The sequence below is a fragment of the Variovorax sp. 22077 genome (assembly GCF_052044195.1).
Taxonomy (GTDB): Bacteria; Pseudomonadota; Gammaproteobacteria; order Burkholderiales; family Burkholderiaceae_C; genus Variovorax; species Variovorax atrisoli.
The window spans coordinates 84,432-99,508 of record NZ_JBQEQC010000012.1; the positions used below are offsets into that span (position 1 = coordinate 84,432).

The window sequence follows — 15,077 nt, forward strand, 5'->3', positions numbered from 1 at the left end:
GCTGTAAGTACAAGCTGGATGCGGGTTGTGAGACAAAGCCTCACAAATTGGTGTAGTCGGCCATGGCTTCGCCCAGCCGGATCGCGCGGCCCGGCGCCCATTGCGGGTTGAAGGCCAGCGCAGGCGCCGGGAAGAGCATGACGACGGTGGAGCCCAGCAAGAACCGGCCCATCTCGTCGCCCTTGCGGATGTCGATCTGCTGATCGGCGTAGTGCCACTCGCGCAGCTCGCCCACGCGCGGCGGGTTGACCACGCCGTGCCAGACGGTGGCCATGCTGCCGACGATGGTGGCGCCCACCAGCACCAGCACGAAGGGCCCGCGCGCCGATTCGAAGACGCACACCACGCGCTCGTTGCGCGCGAAGAGGCCGGGCACGCCGCGCGCCGTCGTCGGGTTCACCGAGAACAGGTCGCCCGGCACGTGGATCATGCGCACCAGCCGCCCGTCGCAGGGCATGTGGATGCGGTGGTAGTCGCGCGGGCTCAGGTAGAGCGTGGCGAAGCTGCCGTGCGCGAACTTGGCAGCCAGCGTGGCGTCGCCGCCCACCAGTGCGGTGGTCGTGTAGTTGTGGCCCTTGGCCTGGAAGATCTGGTCGCCCTCGATGGCGCCGAACTGGCTGATCGCGCCGTCCACCGGGCACACGAGGTCGGCCTGGGCGATCGGCCGGGCGCCGGGCTTGAGCTCGCGCGTGAAGAACTGGTTGAAGCTCTTGTAGTGGCTGATGTCCGACTCGAGCGCCTCGCCCATGTCCACGCCGTACTTGGCCACGAAGCGCCGGATGATCCACGTCGTGACGGCGCCCCGCTCCTTGCCCGCAACCCAGCCGGCGAAATTGGTCAGGGCCTGCTTGGGAAACAGGTATTGGGGCAGTACGGCGGAGCGGTCGGACACGTGGCAGTGATCTGGAAAGCGGATCGGAGGGGCATTCTATAAAGGGCTTTTCGCCCGGGGCGTAGGAAGCTTCCCTTGGTTCCCGGCCATCCGCGGCCGCCCCCGCCGATCAGCCGGTCAGTCGGGCTTGATGCCCGCCGCCTTGATCACCTGCGCCCACTTTTCGACCTCGGCCTTCTGGAAGGCCGCGATCTGCGTGGTGCTCAGGTCGGCCGGCTCCATGCCGAAACCCTTGAGCTTGTCCTGCATCTCGGGCGTCGCGAGGATCTTGCGGATCTCGGCGTGCAGCCGGTCGACCACCGGCGCCGGCGTGTTCGCGGGCACGAAGATCGCCTGCCACGACACCACCTCGAAGTCCTGCAGCCCCGGCACGCCCGACTCCGCCACCGTCGGCACGTCGGGCATCGAGGCCAGCCGCTTCGCCGAGGTGACGGCGATCGCGCGCAGCTTGCCGCTCTGGATGTGCGGGCCGGCCACCACGGTGGTGTCGAACATCATGTCGACCTGCCCTCCGATCACGTCCTGGATCGCCGGGCCGCTGCCCTTGTACGGGATGTGCGTGAATTTCACGCCCGACTTGTAGGCCAGCAGTTCCAGCGCCAGGTGCTGCGAGGTGCCCGTGCCGGCCGAGGCCGACGAGAGCCCGCCGGCCTTGGCCTTGCTGGCTTCGATCACGTCCTTCAGCGTCTTGCAGGGGCTGGCCTGGTTCACCACCAGCACCACCGGGTTGGTGCCGATCAGCGTCACCGGCGCGAACGATTTCTGCGGGTCGTAGCCGAGCTTGGGATACAGGCTGATGTTGATCGCGTGCGAGCTGATCGTGCCGCCCACCAGCGTGAAGCCGTCGGGCGCGGCCCGCGCGCCGATCTCGGAGCCCACGCTTCCGCCGGCGCCGCCCTTGTTGTCGATGATCACCGTGGTGCCCAGCGCCGGCCCCAGCTTCTGCCCGATCAGCCGGCCCAGCACGTCGGTGGTGCCGCCCGCCGGAAAGGGCACGAGATAGGTGATGGGCTTGCCGGTGGGCCAGTTGCCGCTGCCTTGCGCGAAGGCAGCCGGAAGCGCTGCGGCGACCGAAGAGGCGAGGGCGGTGCGGATGAGTGTGCGGCGTTGCATGCGATGCCTCCCTCAGGGCTTGATGCCCAGCTTGGTGATGAGCTGCTTGAAGTACTCGTTGTCCTTCGCCAGCGTTTCCTTGAAGGCGGCGCCGTCGGTGTAGACGTAGCCCAGGTTCTGCTTGTCCATCACCTCGCGCAGCGCCGGCTCCTTCGCGGTCTTGGCGGCGATGTCGCGCAGCTTGGCCATCACTTCGGGCGGCGTGTTCTTCGGCGCGCCGAGGCCGCGCCAGGTGCCGATCGAGATGTCGATGCCGCGCTCCTTCGCAGTGGGCACCTTGTCGAAGGCGGGCAGGCGCTTGTCGGCCATCACCATCAGCATCTTGAGCTTGCCGGCCTGCACGTAGGTGGAAACCTCGGCCGGGCTCACGGCCACCGCCTCGACGTGGCCGCCCAGCAGCGCCAGCACGGCGGGGTTTGCGCCCTGGAACGGGATGTGGTTGAACTTGGCGCCGGTCTTGTCTTCGAGTGCCGAGGCGGCCAGGTGCCAGATCGAGCCCGTGCCCGAATTGCCCACGCCCATCTCGCCCGGCTTCTTCTTTGCGGCGGCGACGAATTCCTCGATGGTGTTGTAGGGCGAGTCGGCCTTCACCGTGATGGCGGCCGGGTCGGCGTTGAGCTGCGCGATGGGCTGGAAGTCGTCGTAGTTGAACTTCGCCAGGCCCAGGTGCGGCAGCGTGAGCAGCTCGACCGTGAGCACCGCGAGCTTGTAGCCGTCGGGCTTGGCGTGGATCACCTCGTTCCAGCCGATGGCGCCGCCCGCGCCGGGGCGGTTCACGATCACGATGCTCTCGGACATGTACTTGCGGCTCGCGTCGGCGAAGGCGCGCGCGAGCGCGTCGGTGCCGCCGCCGGGCTGGTAGGGAACGACCAGCTCGACCACATGGTTGGGGTAGTCGTTGCCGGCGGCATGGGCCGCGGGGGCTGCAGCACCGAAGGCGATGCAGGCCGCGCCCGCGAGGGCCGCCAGCTTGCGCAGGAATGGGATCGTCATCTTCTTTGTCTCCGTCGTGGTTTGCGTTGATTGCCGAATAAGGGAGGGCGCCGGAGGCTCAGGGCATGTACTGCCCGCCATTCACCTCGATCACCTGTCCGGTGACGTAGCCCGAGAGCTGTTCCGAGGCGAGATAGAGGAACGCGCCCACGCATTCCTCGGGCTCGCCGAGCCGGCCCATCGGAATGCTGGCGCGGAAGTTCTCCAGCATCGCGGGCGTGGAGAAGCGGTCCTGGAAGGGGGTCTGGATGACGCCCGGTGCCACCGCGTTCACGCGGATGCGATCGCCCACCAGCTCCTTCGCCAGCCCGTGCGTCGCCGTGCTCACGAAGCCCTTCGAGCCTGCGTACAGGTAGGCCGAAGGCCCGCCGCCGGTGCGCGCCGCGACCGAGGTCACGTTGATGATGTTGCCGCCGCCGCTCTTGCGCATCAACGGAACCACCTCGCGGCAGAACGCGAGCACCGAGCGCGCGTTGATGTGCAGCACTTCGTCGAATAGCGCGTCGTCGAACTCCGCGATCGGCACGCGCCTGACCAGGCTGCCCGCGTTGTTCACCAGCACGTCGATGCGGCCGCCGAACTGCGACGAAGCCTGCTTCACGCACTCGCGGATCGCGCCCGTGTCGCGCACGTCGGCCTTCAGCGCAAAGGCGGTGCCGCCAGCCGCGAGGATGGTGTCGACCACCTGGTTCGCCGCGTCGGCGGAGCTGTTGTAGTGCACCGCCACGCGCATGCCGCGCGCGGCAAAGGCGATGGCCACCGCCGCGCCTATGCCGGTGCTGGCGCCTGTGACGAGGGCTGTCTTGTCCTTGAGGTCTTCCATGTGGGACTCCATTGATGAAGAGACTGTTCTGAAAAAGGGATCAGAGATAGAGACGTGAACCCGCGCGTCGCGCTCGTCCCTGCTCAGGTCACCGGCGCGGGATTGAACAGCACCAGCGCGTTGTGCAGCTTCCAGTGCTCGGCCCAGGTCTTCCTGCGGCCGCTGGCCACGTCGAGCATCAGCCGGAAGAGTTCCCAGCCCACGTCCTCGATGCTGGCCTCGCCGTCGGCGATGCGGCCTGCGTTCACGTCCATCAGGTCGTGCCAGCGGCGCGCGAGGTCGCTGCGCGTGGCGACCTTGATCACCGGCACCTCGGCCAGTCCGTAGGGCGTGCCGCGGCCGGTGGTGAAGACATGCAGGTTGATGCCGGCGGCCAGCTGCAGCGTGCCGCAGATGAAGTCGCTGGCGGGGGTGGCGGTGTAGATCAGGCCCTTCTGCGCGGCCTTCTCGCCGGGCGCGAGCACGCCGCTGATCGGGGCGGAGCCCGACTTGACGATGGAGCCCATCGCCTTCTCGACGATGTTGGAGAGCCCGCCCTTCTTGTTGCCCGGCGTGGTGTTGGCGCTGCGGTCGACCATGCCCTTCTTCAGGTAGGCGTCGTACCAGGCCATCTCGCGGATCATGGCCTCGGCCACCTCGGGCGTGGATGCGCGCGAGGTGAGCTGGTCGATGCCGTCGCGCACCTCGGTGGTCTCGGAGAACATCACGGTGGCGCCCGCGCGCACCAGCAGGTCGGTGCAGAAGCCCACGGCAGGGTTGGCGGTGACGCCCGAGAAGGCATCGCTGCCGCCGCACTGCACGCCCACCACCAGTTCGCTGGCGGGCACGGTCTCGCGTTTGCGCGCGTCGAGCCGGGCGAGGTGCTCCTCGGCCTGGCGCATGACCGAATCGATCATCGACATGAAGCCGACGTGGGCGTCGTCCTGCAGGCAGACCACGTCGAGCGCGGCGTCGGGGGCGGTGCCCGCGCGCTGGTCGGCGATCGGAATGCTCCCTGGCGGCAGCAGCCGCTCGGGCTGCAGCTTCTCGCAGCCCAGGCTCACCACCATCACCTCGCCGCCGAAGTTCGGGTTGAGGCTGATGTTGCGCAGCGTGCGGATCGGCACGATGGCGTCCGGCGCGTCGATGGCCACGCCGCAGCCGTAGGTGTGTTCCAGCGCCACCACGTCGTCGACGTTCGGGTACTTCGGCAACAGCTCGGCCTTGATGCGCTGCACGGCGAACTCGGTGACGCCCGCCACGCACTGCACCGTCTGCGTGATGGCCAGGATGTTGCGCGTGCCCACCGAGCCGTCGGCGTTGCGGTAGCCCTCGAAGGTGTAGCCGTCCAGCGGAGGCAGGGCAGGGGGCTTGACCGTGGCGATGGGCAGGCCGTCGAGCTCGGGCGCGGTCGGCATGCGCATCACGCGCTCGTGCACCCAGCTGCCGCGCGGCAACGCCTTCAGCGCGTAGCCGATCACCACGTCGTAGCGGCGGATGGCCTCGCCTTCGGCCAGGTCGACCAGCGCGACCTTGTGGCCCTGGGGCACGTTGTCCACCAGCCGCAGGCCGTCGGCGAACTCCGCGCCGGCCTTCAGCCCGCCGTCGTTGGCGACGATGGCCACGTTGTCGGCCGCGTGGATGCGGATGTAGAGCGGAGGTCTTGCGGCGTCGGACATATCAGGTTTCAAGGACGGCAAAGAGGATCGCGGTCTTCTCGTGGAACACCGCGGAACCGGCCTTGCCGGCCGCAGGTGTTGCCCCTGCAGGGGGGAAGGCGCACGCGACACGAAGTGCGCGAAGACTGGGGGTGTACGTCACTTCACCACCATGAACATGCTGGGAAGCCATGTGGAGAACGCGGGTACGAAGGTGACCACCGCCAGCGCGAAGATCAGCGCTCCGTAGAACGGCCAGATGGTGCGCATCACCGTTCCCACCGACACCCCGCCGATCGCGCAGCCCACGAACTGCGTCGTGCCCACGGGCGGCGTGTTCAGGCCCAGCGCGCAGTTGATGAGCATCACGATGCCGAACTGCACCGAGGTCATGCCGTATTGCTGGGCGATGGGCAGGAAGATCGGCGTGCACAGCAGGATGGTGGCCGCCATGTCCAGGAAGGTGCCCAGCACGAACAGGATGATGTTGATGAGCAGGAAGATCACCCATGGCGTGCTCGTCACCTGCGACAGCATCTGGCCCGTGAGCTCGGCCACGCCGTACAGGCTGATGAGGTAGCCGAAGGTGCTGGAGATGCCGATCAGCAGCAGGATCACGCCGGTGGTGCGCACCGCCTTCGATGCGGCCTTGATGAAGTGCTCCCACTTCAGCGTGCGGTAGACGAAGATGGTGAGCGCCAGGGCGTAGAGCACCGCCACCGCCGCCGATTCGGTGGCGGTGAAGATGCCCGACAGGATGCCGCCCAGGATCAGCAGCACCACGAACAGGCCCGGCAGCGCCGCCGCGAACGAGCGGCCCACGATGGCCCAGCCGGGGAAGGTGCCCGCGGGGTAGCCGCGCTTCACCGCCACCAGGTAGGCGGCCGCGAGGTTGCTGAGGGTGAGCACCGCGGCCGGCAGCAGCGCGGCCAGGATCAGCGCTGCGATCGACACCTTTCCGCCCGCCGCGAGCGAATAGATGATGAGGTTGTGGCTGGTCGGCATCAGGGCGCCCACCAGAGCCGCGTGGGTCGTCACGTTGACCGCGTAGTCGGCGTGATAGCCCTCCTTCTTCATCATCGGGATCATCACGGCGCCCATGGCCGAGACGTCCGCCACGGGCGAACCCGATACGCCGCCGAACAGCGTGCAGGCCACCACGTTCGACATGCCCAGGCCGCCGCGCACGTGGCCCACCAGGTCGCGCGCCAGGTTGACGATGCGGTCCGCGATGCCGCCGTAGAGCATCAGCTCGCCGGCGAAGATGAAGAACGGGATGGCGAGGAACGAGAAGATGCCCATGCCCGAGGTCATCTGCTGGAAGCCGACCGCCAGCGGCAGGCCTTCATACAGCAGCGTGGCCAGGGCCGACAGGCCGATGGAGAAAGCCACCGGCACGCCCAGCAGGAGGAAGAGCGTGAACGAGAGGCAGAGAATGAGCAGAGGGATCGTCATGGTGCGGTTCAGCCCCAGGCAGGTTCGACTTCGCGGCCCTGGGCGAGCGCGATGATGTGTTCGATGGAGAACATCACGATGAGGACGCCCGATGCGGCGGCGGGCACGTACTTCCAGCCCTCGGAGATCCAGAGCGTGGGCAATCTGTAGTCCCACACCGATTCGGCGAGCGAGGCGCAGTTCCAGGCCATGGCAATGCCGAACAGCAGGATCAGCGCGTGGATGAGGTATTCCATCTTCAGCCGCAGCCAGTCCGGCGCGAGCACGAGGAAGGATTCGAGCCCGATGTGGCCCGCGTCGCGCACGCCCACGGCCACGCCGAGCATGGTGACGTAGAGCACCAGCAGCAGTGCGAGGCTTTCGGCCCAGGTGGGGGTGTTGTTGAGCACATAGCGGCCGAACACCTGCCAGCTCACGGCGCAGATCACCGCGACGAGGCCGAGGATGCCCAACCACATGCAAGCACGCGCGAGGGTGCGGCAAAGTTTGGTGTACATGAAGTTTCTTCTCTGTTTTCTCCCTCCCCCTCTGGGGGAGGGCAGGGGTGGGGGCTAGCGGCGTCCCTATGCCAGCGCCGTCGTGCCCCCATCCCGGCCTTCCCCCAGAGGGGGAAGGAGTTGGTTCAGCAGCGCGGCTCGCTCACTTCGTGTCCTGGACGCGCTTGACCAGGTCCTTCAGCTTCGCGTCCGTGATGAACTTGTCGTACACCGGCTTCATCGCCGCCTGGAACGGCGCCTTGTCCACCTCGATGATCTCGGCGCCGCCGGCCTTCACGGTGGCCAGCGACTTCACTTCGCGCTCTTCCCACTGCTTGCGCATGTAGGGCACCGACTCCTTGGCGGCCTGGCGGATCCAGCCTTGCTCCTCGGCCGAGAGCTTGTCCCACGCGCGCTTGGAGAACAGCAGCATCTCGGGCGCCATCGAGTGCTCGGTCTTGCTGTAGTACTTGGCCACCTCGAAGGCGCGGGCGCTCTCATAGGTGGGGTAGTTGTTCTCGGCGGCGTCGATCAGACCGGTCTTCAGGCCCGTGTACACCTCGCCCATCGGCATCGGCGTGGCGTTGGCGCCCATGGCCTCGAGCATCGACACCCACAGGTCGGACTGCTGCACGCGCACCTTCAGGCCCTTCATGTCGGCGAAGCTGCGCACCGGCTTCTTGGCGGTGAACATCGAGCGCGCGCCGCTGTCGTAGTAGGCCAGGCCGACGAAGCCCTGCTTCTCGCACGACTTCAGGATCTCCTCGCCGATCGGGCCGTCGAGCACCTTGTGCAGGTGGTCGACCGAGCGGAACAGGAAGGGCATGGTCGGCACCTGCGTCTCGGGGCAGATGTTGTTCATCGGCGCGATGTTCACGCGCACCATCTGCAGCGCGCCGATCTTGGTCTGCTCGATCGTGTCCTTCTCGCTGCCGAGCGCACTGTTGTTGAACACCTTGATGCTGTGCTTGCCGCCCGACAGCGCCTTCAGGCGCTCGCTCATGAACTTCACCGCGGTCACGGTGGGGTAGTCGTCGGGGTGGATGTCGGCCGAACGGAACTCGGTGGCGTGTGCAGCCATGGTGGTCAGCGCGGCTGCTGCGCACGCGGAAATTGCGATCAGGGTCTTCTTGGCGAATTTCATTTGTCTCGTCCTCTTGCTTGGTGGTTGTTGAAAGGGGTTCAGCTGCCGAAGGCCGGTTCCGCGACGCCCTGCGCGCCGGGCCGCAGCGCGAAGACGCCCCCGGCGAGCGGCTGGTCCGACAGGTCGATGCCGCCGGGGCGGATCGAGGTGACGAACAGGGTGTCGAGGCCCGCGCCGCCGAAGGCGCACATCGCGGGCTTCTTCACCGGCACTTCGAGAGATCGGTCGAGCCGGCCATCGGGCGTGAAGCGGTGCACCAGGCCCGCGTCGTTGCCGCAGATCCAGTAGCAGCCGTCTGTGTCGATCGCGGCGCCGTCGGGTCGGCCGGGCAGGGGCGTCATGTCGACGAAGAGTCGCCGGTTGCTCGGCGTGCCGGTGGCGGTGTCGTAGTCGAAGGCCCAGACGGCCTGCACCGTGGGGTGCGAATCGGAGAGGTACATGGTGCGGCCGTCGGGGCTGAAGGCCAGGCCGTTGGGCACGATGAGGTCGTCGAGGCGAAGGGCGGCACCGCGGTCGCCCTTGCCGTAGCTGTAGAGGCGGCCGACGCGCGCGCCTGCGGCCATGTCGAGCAGCATGGTGCCGGCCCAGAAGCGGCCCTGGCGGTCGCAGCGTCCGTCGTTGAAGCGCATGGCGGGCGCCGCGTGTTCGACGCGGGCGAGCGCGGCGGCGGCCAGCGTGCCGTCGGCCTGCGGCTTCAGCGAGAAGAGGCCGCTTTCCATGCCGGCGATCCACTCGCCGGGCGCGTCGGCGCGCGGCGCGATGCAGGCGATCATCTCGTCGGCCTTCCACTGCGCGTGGCCTTCGCTCGCGTGCCAGCGGTTCAGCGCACGCGCGGGAATGTCGACCCAGTACAGCGCCTGCTCGGCGGCATGCCACACCGGGCTCTCGCCGGTGCCGTTGCGTGCGTCGAGGACGAGCTCAGCGCGCATTGCCTGAATCACCGAACGGACCCTGTGCCGTGAAGGCGCCGCCCTGGTAGATGGCGTTGGGGTCGGTGGGCGCGACGGGGGGCTGCTGCTCGACCTTGTCGCGGAACACTTCGGAGCTGTCCTGCGCCACGAAGCCCAGGTGCGCGGCCGCACTGTTGTCCCACCACACGTCGCGGTTGTTCGACATGCCGTAGACCACGGTGTGCTTCACGTCGGGCGTGAAGAGCGACTTCTCGATCAGCGAAGTCAGGTCGCGGTAGCTCAGCCAGGTGCTCATCATCCGGCGGTTGGCCGGCTCGGGGAAAGACGAGCCGATGCGGATGCTCACCGTCTCGATGCCCCAGCGGTCGAAGTAGAACTGCGCCACGTCCTCGCCGAAGGACTTCGACAGGCCGTAGTAGCCGTCGGGCCGGCGCGCGGCGTGGGCATCGATGCGTTCGCTCTGCTTGTAGAAGCCGATCACGTGGTTGGAGCTCGCGAACACCACGCGCTTCACACCATGGCGGCGCGCGGCCTCGTAGATGTGGAACACGCCCTTGATGTTGGCCTCGAGGATCTCCTCGAACGGCCGCTCCACCGACACGCCGCCCAGGTGGACGATGGCGTCGCAGCCTTCCACCAGCGCGTGCACCGCGGCCTTGTCGGCGAGGTCGCAGGGCACGACTTCCTCGTGCGCATCGGCAGCCGGCGCCAGCGCGGCGATGTCCGACAGCCGCAGCACGTTCGCATACGGCTTGAGCCGTTCGCGCAGCACCTTGCCGAGGCCGCCGGCCGCGCCGGTCAGCAGGAGGCGGTTCATCTTGTTGTTGTCTGTCATGGCTGCTCGTCCTTGCATGCAGGAGTCATGGTTTCCGAGGGGTGAGCGTTGCGGCGGTTTCGCTGGAGCGGCCGGTACGATGCCGTGCAAGCAAGGTCGGTCGTGAGGTCGAAAAGGCGCTGCATTTCGGTGCCGTGGAAACCGCAGGCCGCCGGCGGATTCGCCCGCGACGCTTGGGAGTTGAGTGATAGGTTATCGGTTGTCGTACAACTAGTTTGGAGATTATCATCGTGGCCATGGTTCAGACGACTGCGGGTAATCCCTTGGTGTCGGACGCTCCGGCGGAGGCCGCTTCTTCGGCGCCGTCTTTCGTGGGGCGTCCGCGGCAGCGTGCGCGCGGACTCGCGCACGGGCTGGTGGAAGACCTGGGCGAGAAGATCCGCAGCCAGGCGCTGCGCCCTGGCGACAAGCTGCCGACCGAGTCGGCCATCATGCAGGCCTATGGCGTGAGCCGCACCGTGGTGCGCGAGGCGCTGTCGAAGCTGCAGGCCGCGGGGCTGGTCGAGACGCTGCACGGCGTGGGCACCTTCGTGCTGCAGCCGCGAACGGGCGGGGTGTTCCGCCTCGATCCGGGCGAGATCGCCGCCTCCGTCGACGTGCTCGCCGTGCTGGAGCTGCGCATCAGCCTGGAGACTGAGTCTGCCGGCCTCGCCGCCAGCCGCCGTACCGACGAACAGCTGGTCGCCATGCGGCAGGCGCTCGACGACTTCGAGCGCAACGTGGTGGTGGCGGGCGACACGGTGGGGCCGGACTTCCGCTTCCACCTGCAGATCGCCGAGTCGACCGGCAATCCTTACTTCGCGGACATCATGCGGCACCTGGGCACCACGCTCATCCCGCGCACCCGCATCAGCGCCATCCGCACGCACGAGGGCGGGGCGCCTTACCTGAGCCGCGTCAATCGCGAGCACGAAGAGATCTACGCTGCCATCGCGCGGCGCGACGCCGAATCGGCGCGCGCCGCCATGCGCATCCACCTGACCAACAGCCGCGAGCGGCTGCGCATGGCGCAGGAGGCCGCGCAGCAGAAGGCGAAGGCCGATGCCGCCGCCACTGCTGGGGGCGATGCGTCCCCGCCATCGTCCGACGGCGCCTCCTCCCACTGACATTTTTCTTGTCCGGCCTGCTGGACAAGTTGTCTGCCTAGTTGTACGATGACTGATAACTTGTGCGGCTCATCGCGCGCAAGCAGTGACGACCATCGAACAACAGGAGGCAGCATGACCATCTCCCGACGCGGCGCACTCGGCGCCGCGCTCGCCACCACGCTGGCCGCCAGCTTGCCGGCGCGCTCCTTCGCGCAGGCCGCGGCAGGCGCGCAGGGCGGCACAGGCAACTGGCCCTCGAAGCCGATCCGCATCATCGTTCCGTACCCGCCGGGCGGCTCTTCCGACATCATTGCGCGCGCCATCAGCCAGCCGCTGTCGGAGGCGCTCGGGCAGCCCGTCGTCATCGACAACAAGGCCGGCGCCAACGGCAACCTCGGCGCCGACCTGCTGGCCAAGGCGCCGGCCGACGGCTACACGCTGATGCTGTGCGACCTCGGCGCGCTGGCCATCAGCCCGTCGCTGTATCCCAAGCTGCCTTTCGACCCGTCGAAGGACCTGCGCGGCGTGGCCATGCTGGCCTACTCGCCGCACCTGCTGGTGGTGCACCCGTCGGTTCAGGCCGGCACGCTGAAGGAGCTGGTCGAGCTCTCGAAGAAAAGCGATCTCAACTTCGCCGTCACCGCCAGCGGCAGCACCGCGCATCTCGCGGGCATCGAGCTGCAGCGCCGCATCGGCGCCAAGTGGGAGTACGTGCCCTACAAGGGTGGCGTGCAGGCCGTGCTCGACACCGTGTCGGGCCAGACGCAGGTGCTGATGAACGGCATGCTCGCCACCTACCCGCAGGTGCAGGCCGGCAAGCTCAAGCTGATCGCCGTGTCCAAGGCCACCCGCATGCCGCTGATCGGCAGCGTGCCGACCATCGCGGAGCAGGGCGCCCCCGGCTACGAGTCGGGCACCTGGCAGGGCATGGTCGCCGCGCGCGGCGTGCCTGACGCGATCGTCAATCGGCTCAATCGCGAGCTGGTGCGCATCATCCGCACCGCCGACATCCGCGCCCGCCTCGCCGGCCAGGGCGCCGAGGTCGTGACCATGACCGCGCCCGAACAGGACCAGTTCTTCGCCAAGGAGCGAGCGCGCTGGGCCCAGGTCATCAAGGAAGCCAACGTCAGGCTCGACTAGTCATGCCCGACCCCCGGCTTTTCACTCGCTGCGCTCCGTGCAATTCGCCACCCCCCGAGGAGGAGGCGCGGCTCGCCTTGGGGCGGCCCGGCGGCGGCCGCATCGCCCGCAGCATTTCCTTCTCCTTTTCCTCATCTTCACTGGACTCTTCCCGATGAACCCGCAAGAACTCAAGACCATCATGGGCTCCGGCCTGCTCTCGTTCCCGTTGACCGACTTCGACAGCAACGGCGACTTCAACAAGAAGGGCTACCAGCAGCGCCTCGAATGGCTCGCCCCCTACGGCGCGAGCGCGCTGTTCGCGGCCGGCGGCACCGGTGAGTTCTTCTCGCTGACCGGCGACGAGTACCCGGGAATCATCCAGACGGCAGTGGACACCTGCCGCGGCGTGGTGCCGATCATCGCGGGCGCAGGCGGCCCCACGCGCTTCGCCATCCAGTGCGCGCAGGCCGCAGAGAAGGCCGGCGCGCACGGCATCCTGCTGCTGCCGCACTACCTCACCGAAGCCGGCCAGGAAGGCCTGGCCGCGCACGTCGAGGCCGTGTGCAGGAGCGTGAAGTTCGGCGTGATCGTCTACAACCGCGCCACCAGCCGCCTCAAGCCCGACACGCTGGCCGCACTGGCCGAACGCAACCCCAACCTCGTCGGCTTCAAGGACGGCGTGGGCGACATCGAGGCCATGGTCGCCATCTACCAGAAGATGGGCGACCGCTTCGCCTACCTGGGCGGCCTGCCCACCGCGGAGGTCTACGCCGCCGCCTACAAGGCGATGGGCACGCCGGTGTATTCGTCGGCCGTCTTCAACTTCATTCCGAAGACCGCCATGGACTTCTACAAGGCCGTCGCCGCCGACGACCTGCCGACGCAGCACCGCCTGCTGAAGAACTTCTTCATGCCCTACCTCGAGCTGCGCAACCGCGTGCCGGGCTACGCGGTGAGCATCGTGAAGGCCGGCGCAAGGATCGTCGGCCACGACGCCGGCCCCGTGCGCGCACCGCTCACCGACCTCACGCCCGAGGAGATGGAAAAGCTCAAGGCGCTGATCGACGCGCTCGGCCCCCAGTAAGCCGGCTCCTGGCGCAAGACCCATCACAACAACGGAGACAAGACGCCATGTTCCTCAAGAAGCTCTTCCTGATCGCCGCTTCGGCGGCCCTTTTCTCGGCCTGCTCGGTGATGCCCGCGGGCAATGCCGCGTCGGCAGCGCCCGAGGTGGCCGCGGCCGCCGAGCGGCTGCGCATCGCGATGATCGATCCCACCGCGCCGGCCTTGGGCGCGCTGGTGGCCGACGACCTCAGCTACGGCCACTCGGGCGGCAAGGTCGACACCAAGGCCAGCTTCATCGCCGACCTGCTCGACGGCAAGTCCGACTTCGTGACCATCGCCATCACCGACCAGGCCATCAAGGTGGTCGACGGCAACACCGCCATCGTGCGCCACACGCTCACGGCCGACACCAACGACTCGGGCAAGCCCGGCAAGGTGGCGCTGAAGATCCTCGGCGTCTGGCAGAAGCAGGGCGGCAGCTGGAAGCTGCTGGCCCGGCAGGCCGTGAGGATCTGACCGGATGACGCGCATGCAAAGGCGAAGCCTTCTTGCGGCGGCCTTCGCGTCCGCCGCGGCCGTGCTGCTGCCCCAGGCCGCCGTCGCGCAAGCGGATGCGTGGCCCCAGCAGAGGCCAGTGACGATCATCGTGCCGTTCCCTGCCGGCGGTTCCACCGACATGGTCGCCCGCACCATCGCGCTGCAGCTGCAGACGAAGCTCGGCGGCAGCTTCGTCGTCGACAACCGGCCCGGCGCCACCGGCACCATCGGCACCGGCCAGGTGAAGCGCGCAGCGCCCGATGGCTACACGCTGCTGGTGTCCTCGCTCGGCGCCTTCGTCGTCACGCCGCACCTGCAGAAGAGCGTGTCCTACGACGCGACGAAAGACTTCGACTACATCAGCGTGCCCGTGCAGGCACCCAACGTGCTCGTCGCGAATGTCGCGCGGCCGGAGCGCACGGTGGACGACGTGCTGGCGCTGCTGCGCAAGACGCCGGGCAAGGTCTCGTTCGCGAGCTCGGGCAACGGCTCGTCCGACCATCTCTCGGCCGAGCTCTTCTGGCAGCAGACGAAGACCGAAGGCGTGCACGTGCCCTACAAGGGCGGTGCGCCCGCGATCAACGACCTGCTGGGCAACCAGGTCGACTTCTCGTTCCAGAACGTGAATGCGGTGCTGCCGCACATCCGCGGCGGCAAGCTGCGCGCCATCGCCGTCACGGGCGACAAGCGCTCGCCGGTGCTGCCCGACGTGCCCACGCTGGCCGAGGCCGGCGTGAAGGGCGCCGAGGTCTATTCATGGCAGGGCATGGCCGCGCCCAAGGGCCTGCCGCCCGCCGTGAAGAAGAAGCTGAGCGACGCGGTCGTCGCCGCCATGCAGGACCCGGAGACGAAGAAGCGCATGCTCGACCAGGGCCTGGAGATCGTCGCCAGCACGCCGGAGGAATTCACCGCCTTCCAGTTGCGCGAATGGACGCGTTGGAAGACATTGATCGACGCCCGCCACATCACCGCTGAATAACTGGCTC

15 protein-coding genes are annotated in these 15,077 nt (G+C 67.9%); 5 read left to right on the plus strand and 10 right to left on the minus strand.

Annotation, left to right across the window (positions count from 1 at the left end):
* Window positions 1-40: 40 nt before the first annotated feature.
* From asd to ACTJLF_RS18555, 10 genes are all read right to left on the minus strand, one after another.
* On the minus strand, window positions 41-892 hold the full coding sequence (gene asd / locus ACTJLF_RS18510; RefSeq protein ID WP_019655818.1) for an archaetidylserine decarboxylase: 852 nt from the start codon (window positions 890-892) through the stop codon (window positions 41-43).
* Window positions 893-1,009: 117 nt separating this feature from the next.
* Window positions 1,010-2,005, minus strand: a complete 996-nt coding sequence (locus tag ACTJLF_RS18515; protein ID WP_126185020.1) for a Bug family tripartite tricarboxylate transporter substrate binding protein — start codon at window positions 2,003-2,005, stop codon at window positions 1,010-1,012.
* 12 nt (window positions 2,006-2,017) lie between these two features.
* Window positions 2,018-2,998 (minus strand): tripartite tricarboxylate transporter substrate binding protein, encoded by a 981-nt coding sequence (locus ACTJLF_RS18520; protein ID WP_126185019.1) that lies wholly within the window; start codon window positions 2,996-2,998, stop codon window positions 2,018-2,020.
* A 58-nt stretch (window positions 2,999-3,056) separates the two neighbouring features.
* A complete protein-coding gene (locus ACTJLF_RS18525) occupies window positions 3,057-3,821 on the minus strand; it encodes an SDR family NAD(P)-dependent oxidoreductase (protein WP_354422153.1) in 765 nt (254 codons plus the stop codon).
* 83 nt (window positions 3,822-3,904) lie between these two features.
* The gene (gene garD, locus ACTJLF_RS18530) at window positions 3,905-5,479 is read right to left on the minus strand and encodes a galactarate dehydratase (RefSeq protein ID WP_354422151.1); all 1,575 of its coding nucleotides are present in this window, start codon (window positions 5,477-5,479) and stop codon (window positions 3,905-3,907) included.
* A gap of 138 nt (window positions 5,480-5,617) precedes the next feature.
* On the minus strand, window positions 5,618-6,913 hold the full coding sequence (locus tag ACTJLF_RS18535; protein ID WP_354410105.1) for a TRAP transporter large permease: 1,296 nt from the start codon (window positions 6,911-6,913) through the stop codon (window positions 5,618-5,620).
* A gap of 8 nt (window positions 6,914-6,921) precedes the next feature.
* Window positions 6,922-7,410, minus strand: coding sequence for a TRAP transporter small permease (locus ACTJLF_RS18540; RefSeq protein WP_019655824.1), 489 nt, complete (start codon window positions 7,408-7,410; stop codon window positions 6,922-6,924).
* A 142-nt stretch (window positions 7,411-7,552) separates the two neighbouring features.
* Window positions 7,553-8,533 (minus strand): TRAP transporter substrate-binding protein, encoded by a 981-nt coding sequence (locus ACTJLF_RS18545; protein WP_019655825.1) that lies wholly within the window; start codon window positions 8,531-8,533, stop codon window positions 7,553-7,555.
* Window positions 8,534-8,571: 38 nt separating this feature from the next.
* Window positions 8,572-9,462: an SMP-30/gluconolactonase/LRE family protein gene (locus ACTJLF_RS18550; protein WP_440883670.1), complete on the minus strand. Its 891-nt coding sequence runs from the start codon at window positions 9,460-9,462 to the stop codon at window positions 8,572-8,574.
* A complete protein-coding gene (locus tag ACTJLF_RS18555) occupies window positions 9,452-10,279 on the minus strand; it encodes an NAD-dependent epimerase/dehydratase family protein (RefSeq protein ID WP_354324289.1) in 828 nt (275 codons plus the stop codon). Before ACTJLF_RS18555 ends, ACTJLF_RS18550 begins: the two co-directional genes overlap by 11 nt.
* 236 nt (window positions 10,280-10,515) lie before the next feature.
* Here ACTJLF_RS18555 and ACTJLF_RS18560 point away from each other — a divergent pair, with 236 nt between their 5' ends.
* The 5 genes from ACTJLF_RS18560 to ACTJLF_RS18580 all read left to right on the plus strand — a co-directional run bounded on the left by ACTJLF_RS18560 (window position 10,516) and on the right by ACTJLF_RS18580 (window position 15,070).
* A complete protein-coding gene (locus ACTJLF_RS18560) occupies window positions 10,516-11,385 on the plus strand; it encodes a FadR/GntR family transcriptional regulator (protein WP_132751710.1) in 870 nt (289 codons plus the stop codon).
* Window positions 11,386-11,499: 114 nt separating this feature from the next.
* Window positions 11,500-12,507, plus strand: a complete 1,008-nt coding sequence (locus ACTJLF_RS18565) for a tripartite tricarboxylate transporter substrate binding protein (RefSeq protein WP_132751709.1) — start codon at window positions 11,500-11,502, stop codon at window positions 12,505-12,507.
* Between the two features lie 154 nt (window positions 12,508-12,661).
* On the plus strand, window positions 12,662-13,573 hold the full coding sequence (gene kdgD, locus ACTJLF_RS18570) for a 5-dehydro-4-deoxyglucarate dehydratase (RefSeq protein ID WP_019655830.1): 912 nt from the start codon (window positions 12,662-12,664) through the stop codon (window positions 13,571-13,573).
* Window positions 13,574-13,620: 47 nt separating this feature from the next.
* A complete protein-coding gene (locus ACTJLF_RS18575) occupies window positions 13,621-14,070 on the plus strand; it encodes a nuclear transport factor 2 family protein (protein WP_132751708.1) in 450 nt (149 codons plus the stop codon).
* 13 nt (window positions 14,071-14,083) lie between these two features.
* Window positions 14,084-15,070, plus strand: coding sequence for a tripartite tricarboxylate transporter substrate binding protein (locus ACTJLF_RS18580; protein ID WP_207902183.1), 987 nt, complete (start codon window positions 14,084-14,086; stop codon window positions 15,068-15,070).
* Window positions 15,071-15,077: the final 7 nt, after the last annotated feature.

Bases quoted from the DNA above. Each gene is read 5' to 3' on its own strand.
- ACTJLF_RS18565 (WP_132751709.1), top strand. From the start codon at position 11,500: ATGACCATCTCCCGACGCGGCGCACTCGGCGCCGCGCTCGCCACCACG.
- ACTJLF_RS18535 (WP_354410105.1), bottom strand. From the start codon at position 6,913: ATGACGATCCCTCTGCTCATTCTCTGCCTCTCGTTCACGCTCTTCCTC.
- garD (WP_354422151.1), bottom strand. From the start codon at position 5,479: ATGTCCGACGCCGCAAGACCTCCGCTCTACATCCGCATCCACGCGGCC.
- ACTJLF_RS18545 (WP_019655825.1), bottom strand. From the start codon at position 8,533: ATGAAATTCGCCAAGAAGACCCTGATCGCAATTTCCGCGTGCGCAGCA.
- ACTJLF_RS18515 (WP_126185020.1), bottom strand. From the start codon at position 2,005: ATGCAACGCCGCACACTCATCCGCACCGCCCTCGCCTCTTCGGTCGCC.
- ACTJLF_RS18525 (WP_354422153.1), bottom strand. From the start codon at position 3,821: ATGGAAGACCTCAAGGACAAGACAGCCCTCGTCACAGGCGCCAGCACC.
- ACTJLF_RS18555 (WP_354324289.1), bottom strand. From the start codon at position 10,279: ATGACAGACAACAACAAGATGAACCGCCTCCTGCTGACCGGCGCGGCC.
- ACTJLF_RS18580 (WP_207902183.1), top strand. From the start codon at position 14,084: ATGCAAAGGCGAAGCCTTCTTGCGGCGGCCTTCGCGTCCGCCGCGGCC.
- ACTJLF_RS18550 (WP_440883670.1), bottom strand. From the start codon at position 9,462: ATGCGCGCTGAGCTCGTCCTCGACGCACGCAACGGCACCGGCGAGAGC.
- ACTJLF_RS18540 (WP_019655824.1), bottom strand. From the start codon at position 7,410: ATGTACACCAAACTTTGCCGCACCCTCGCGCGTGCTTGCATGTGGTTG.
- kdgD (WP_019655830.1), top strand. From the start codon at position 12,662: ATGAACCCGCAAGAACTCAAGACCATCATGGGCTCCGGCCTGCTCTCG.
- ACTJLF_RS18520 (WP_126185019.1), bottom strand. From the start codon at position 2,998: ATGACGATCCCATTCCTGCGCAAGCTGGCGGCCCTCGCGGGCGCGGCC.
- ACTJLF_RS18560 (WP_132751710.1), top strand. From the start codon at position 10,516: ATGGTTCAGACGACTGCGGGTAATCCCTTGGTGTCGGACGCTCCGGCG.
- ACTJLF_RS18575 (WP_132751708.1), top strand. From the start codon at position 13,621: ATGTTCCTCAAGAAGCTCTTCCTGATCGCCGCTTCGGCGGCCCTTTTC.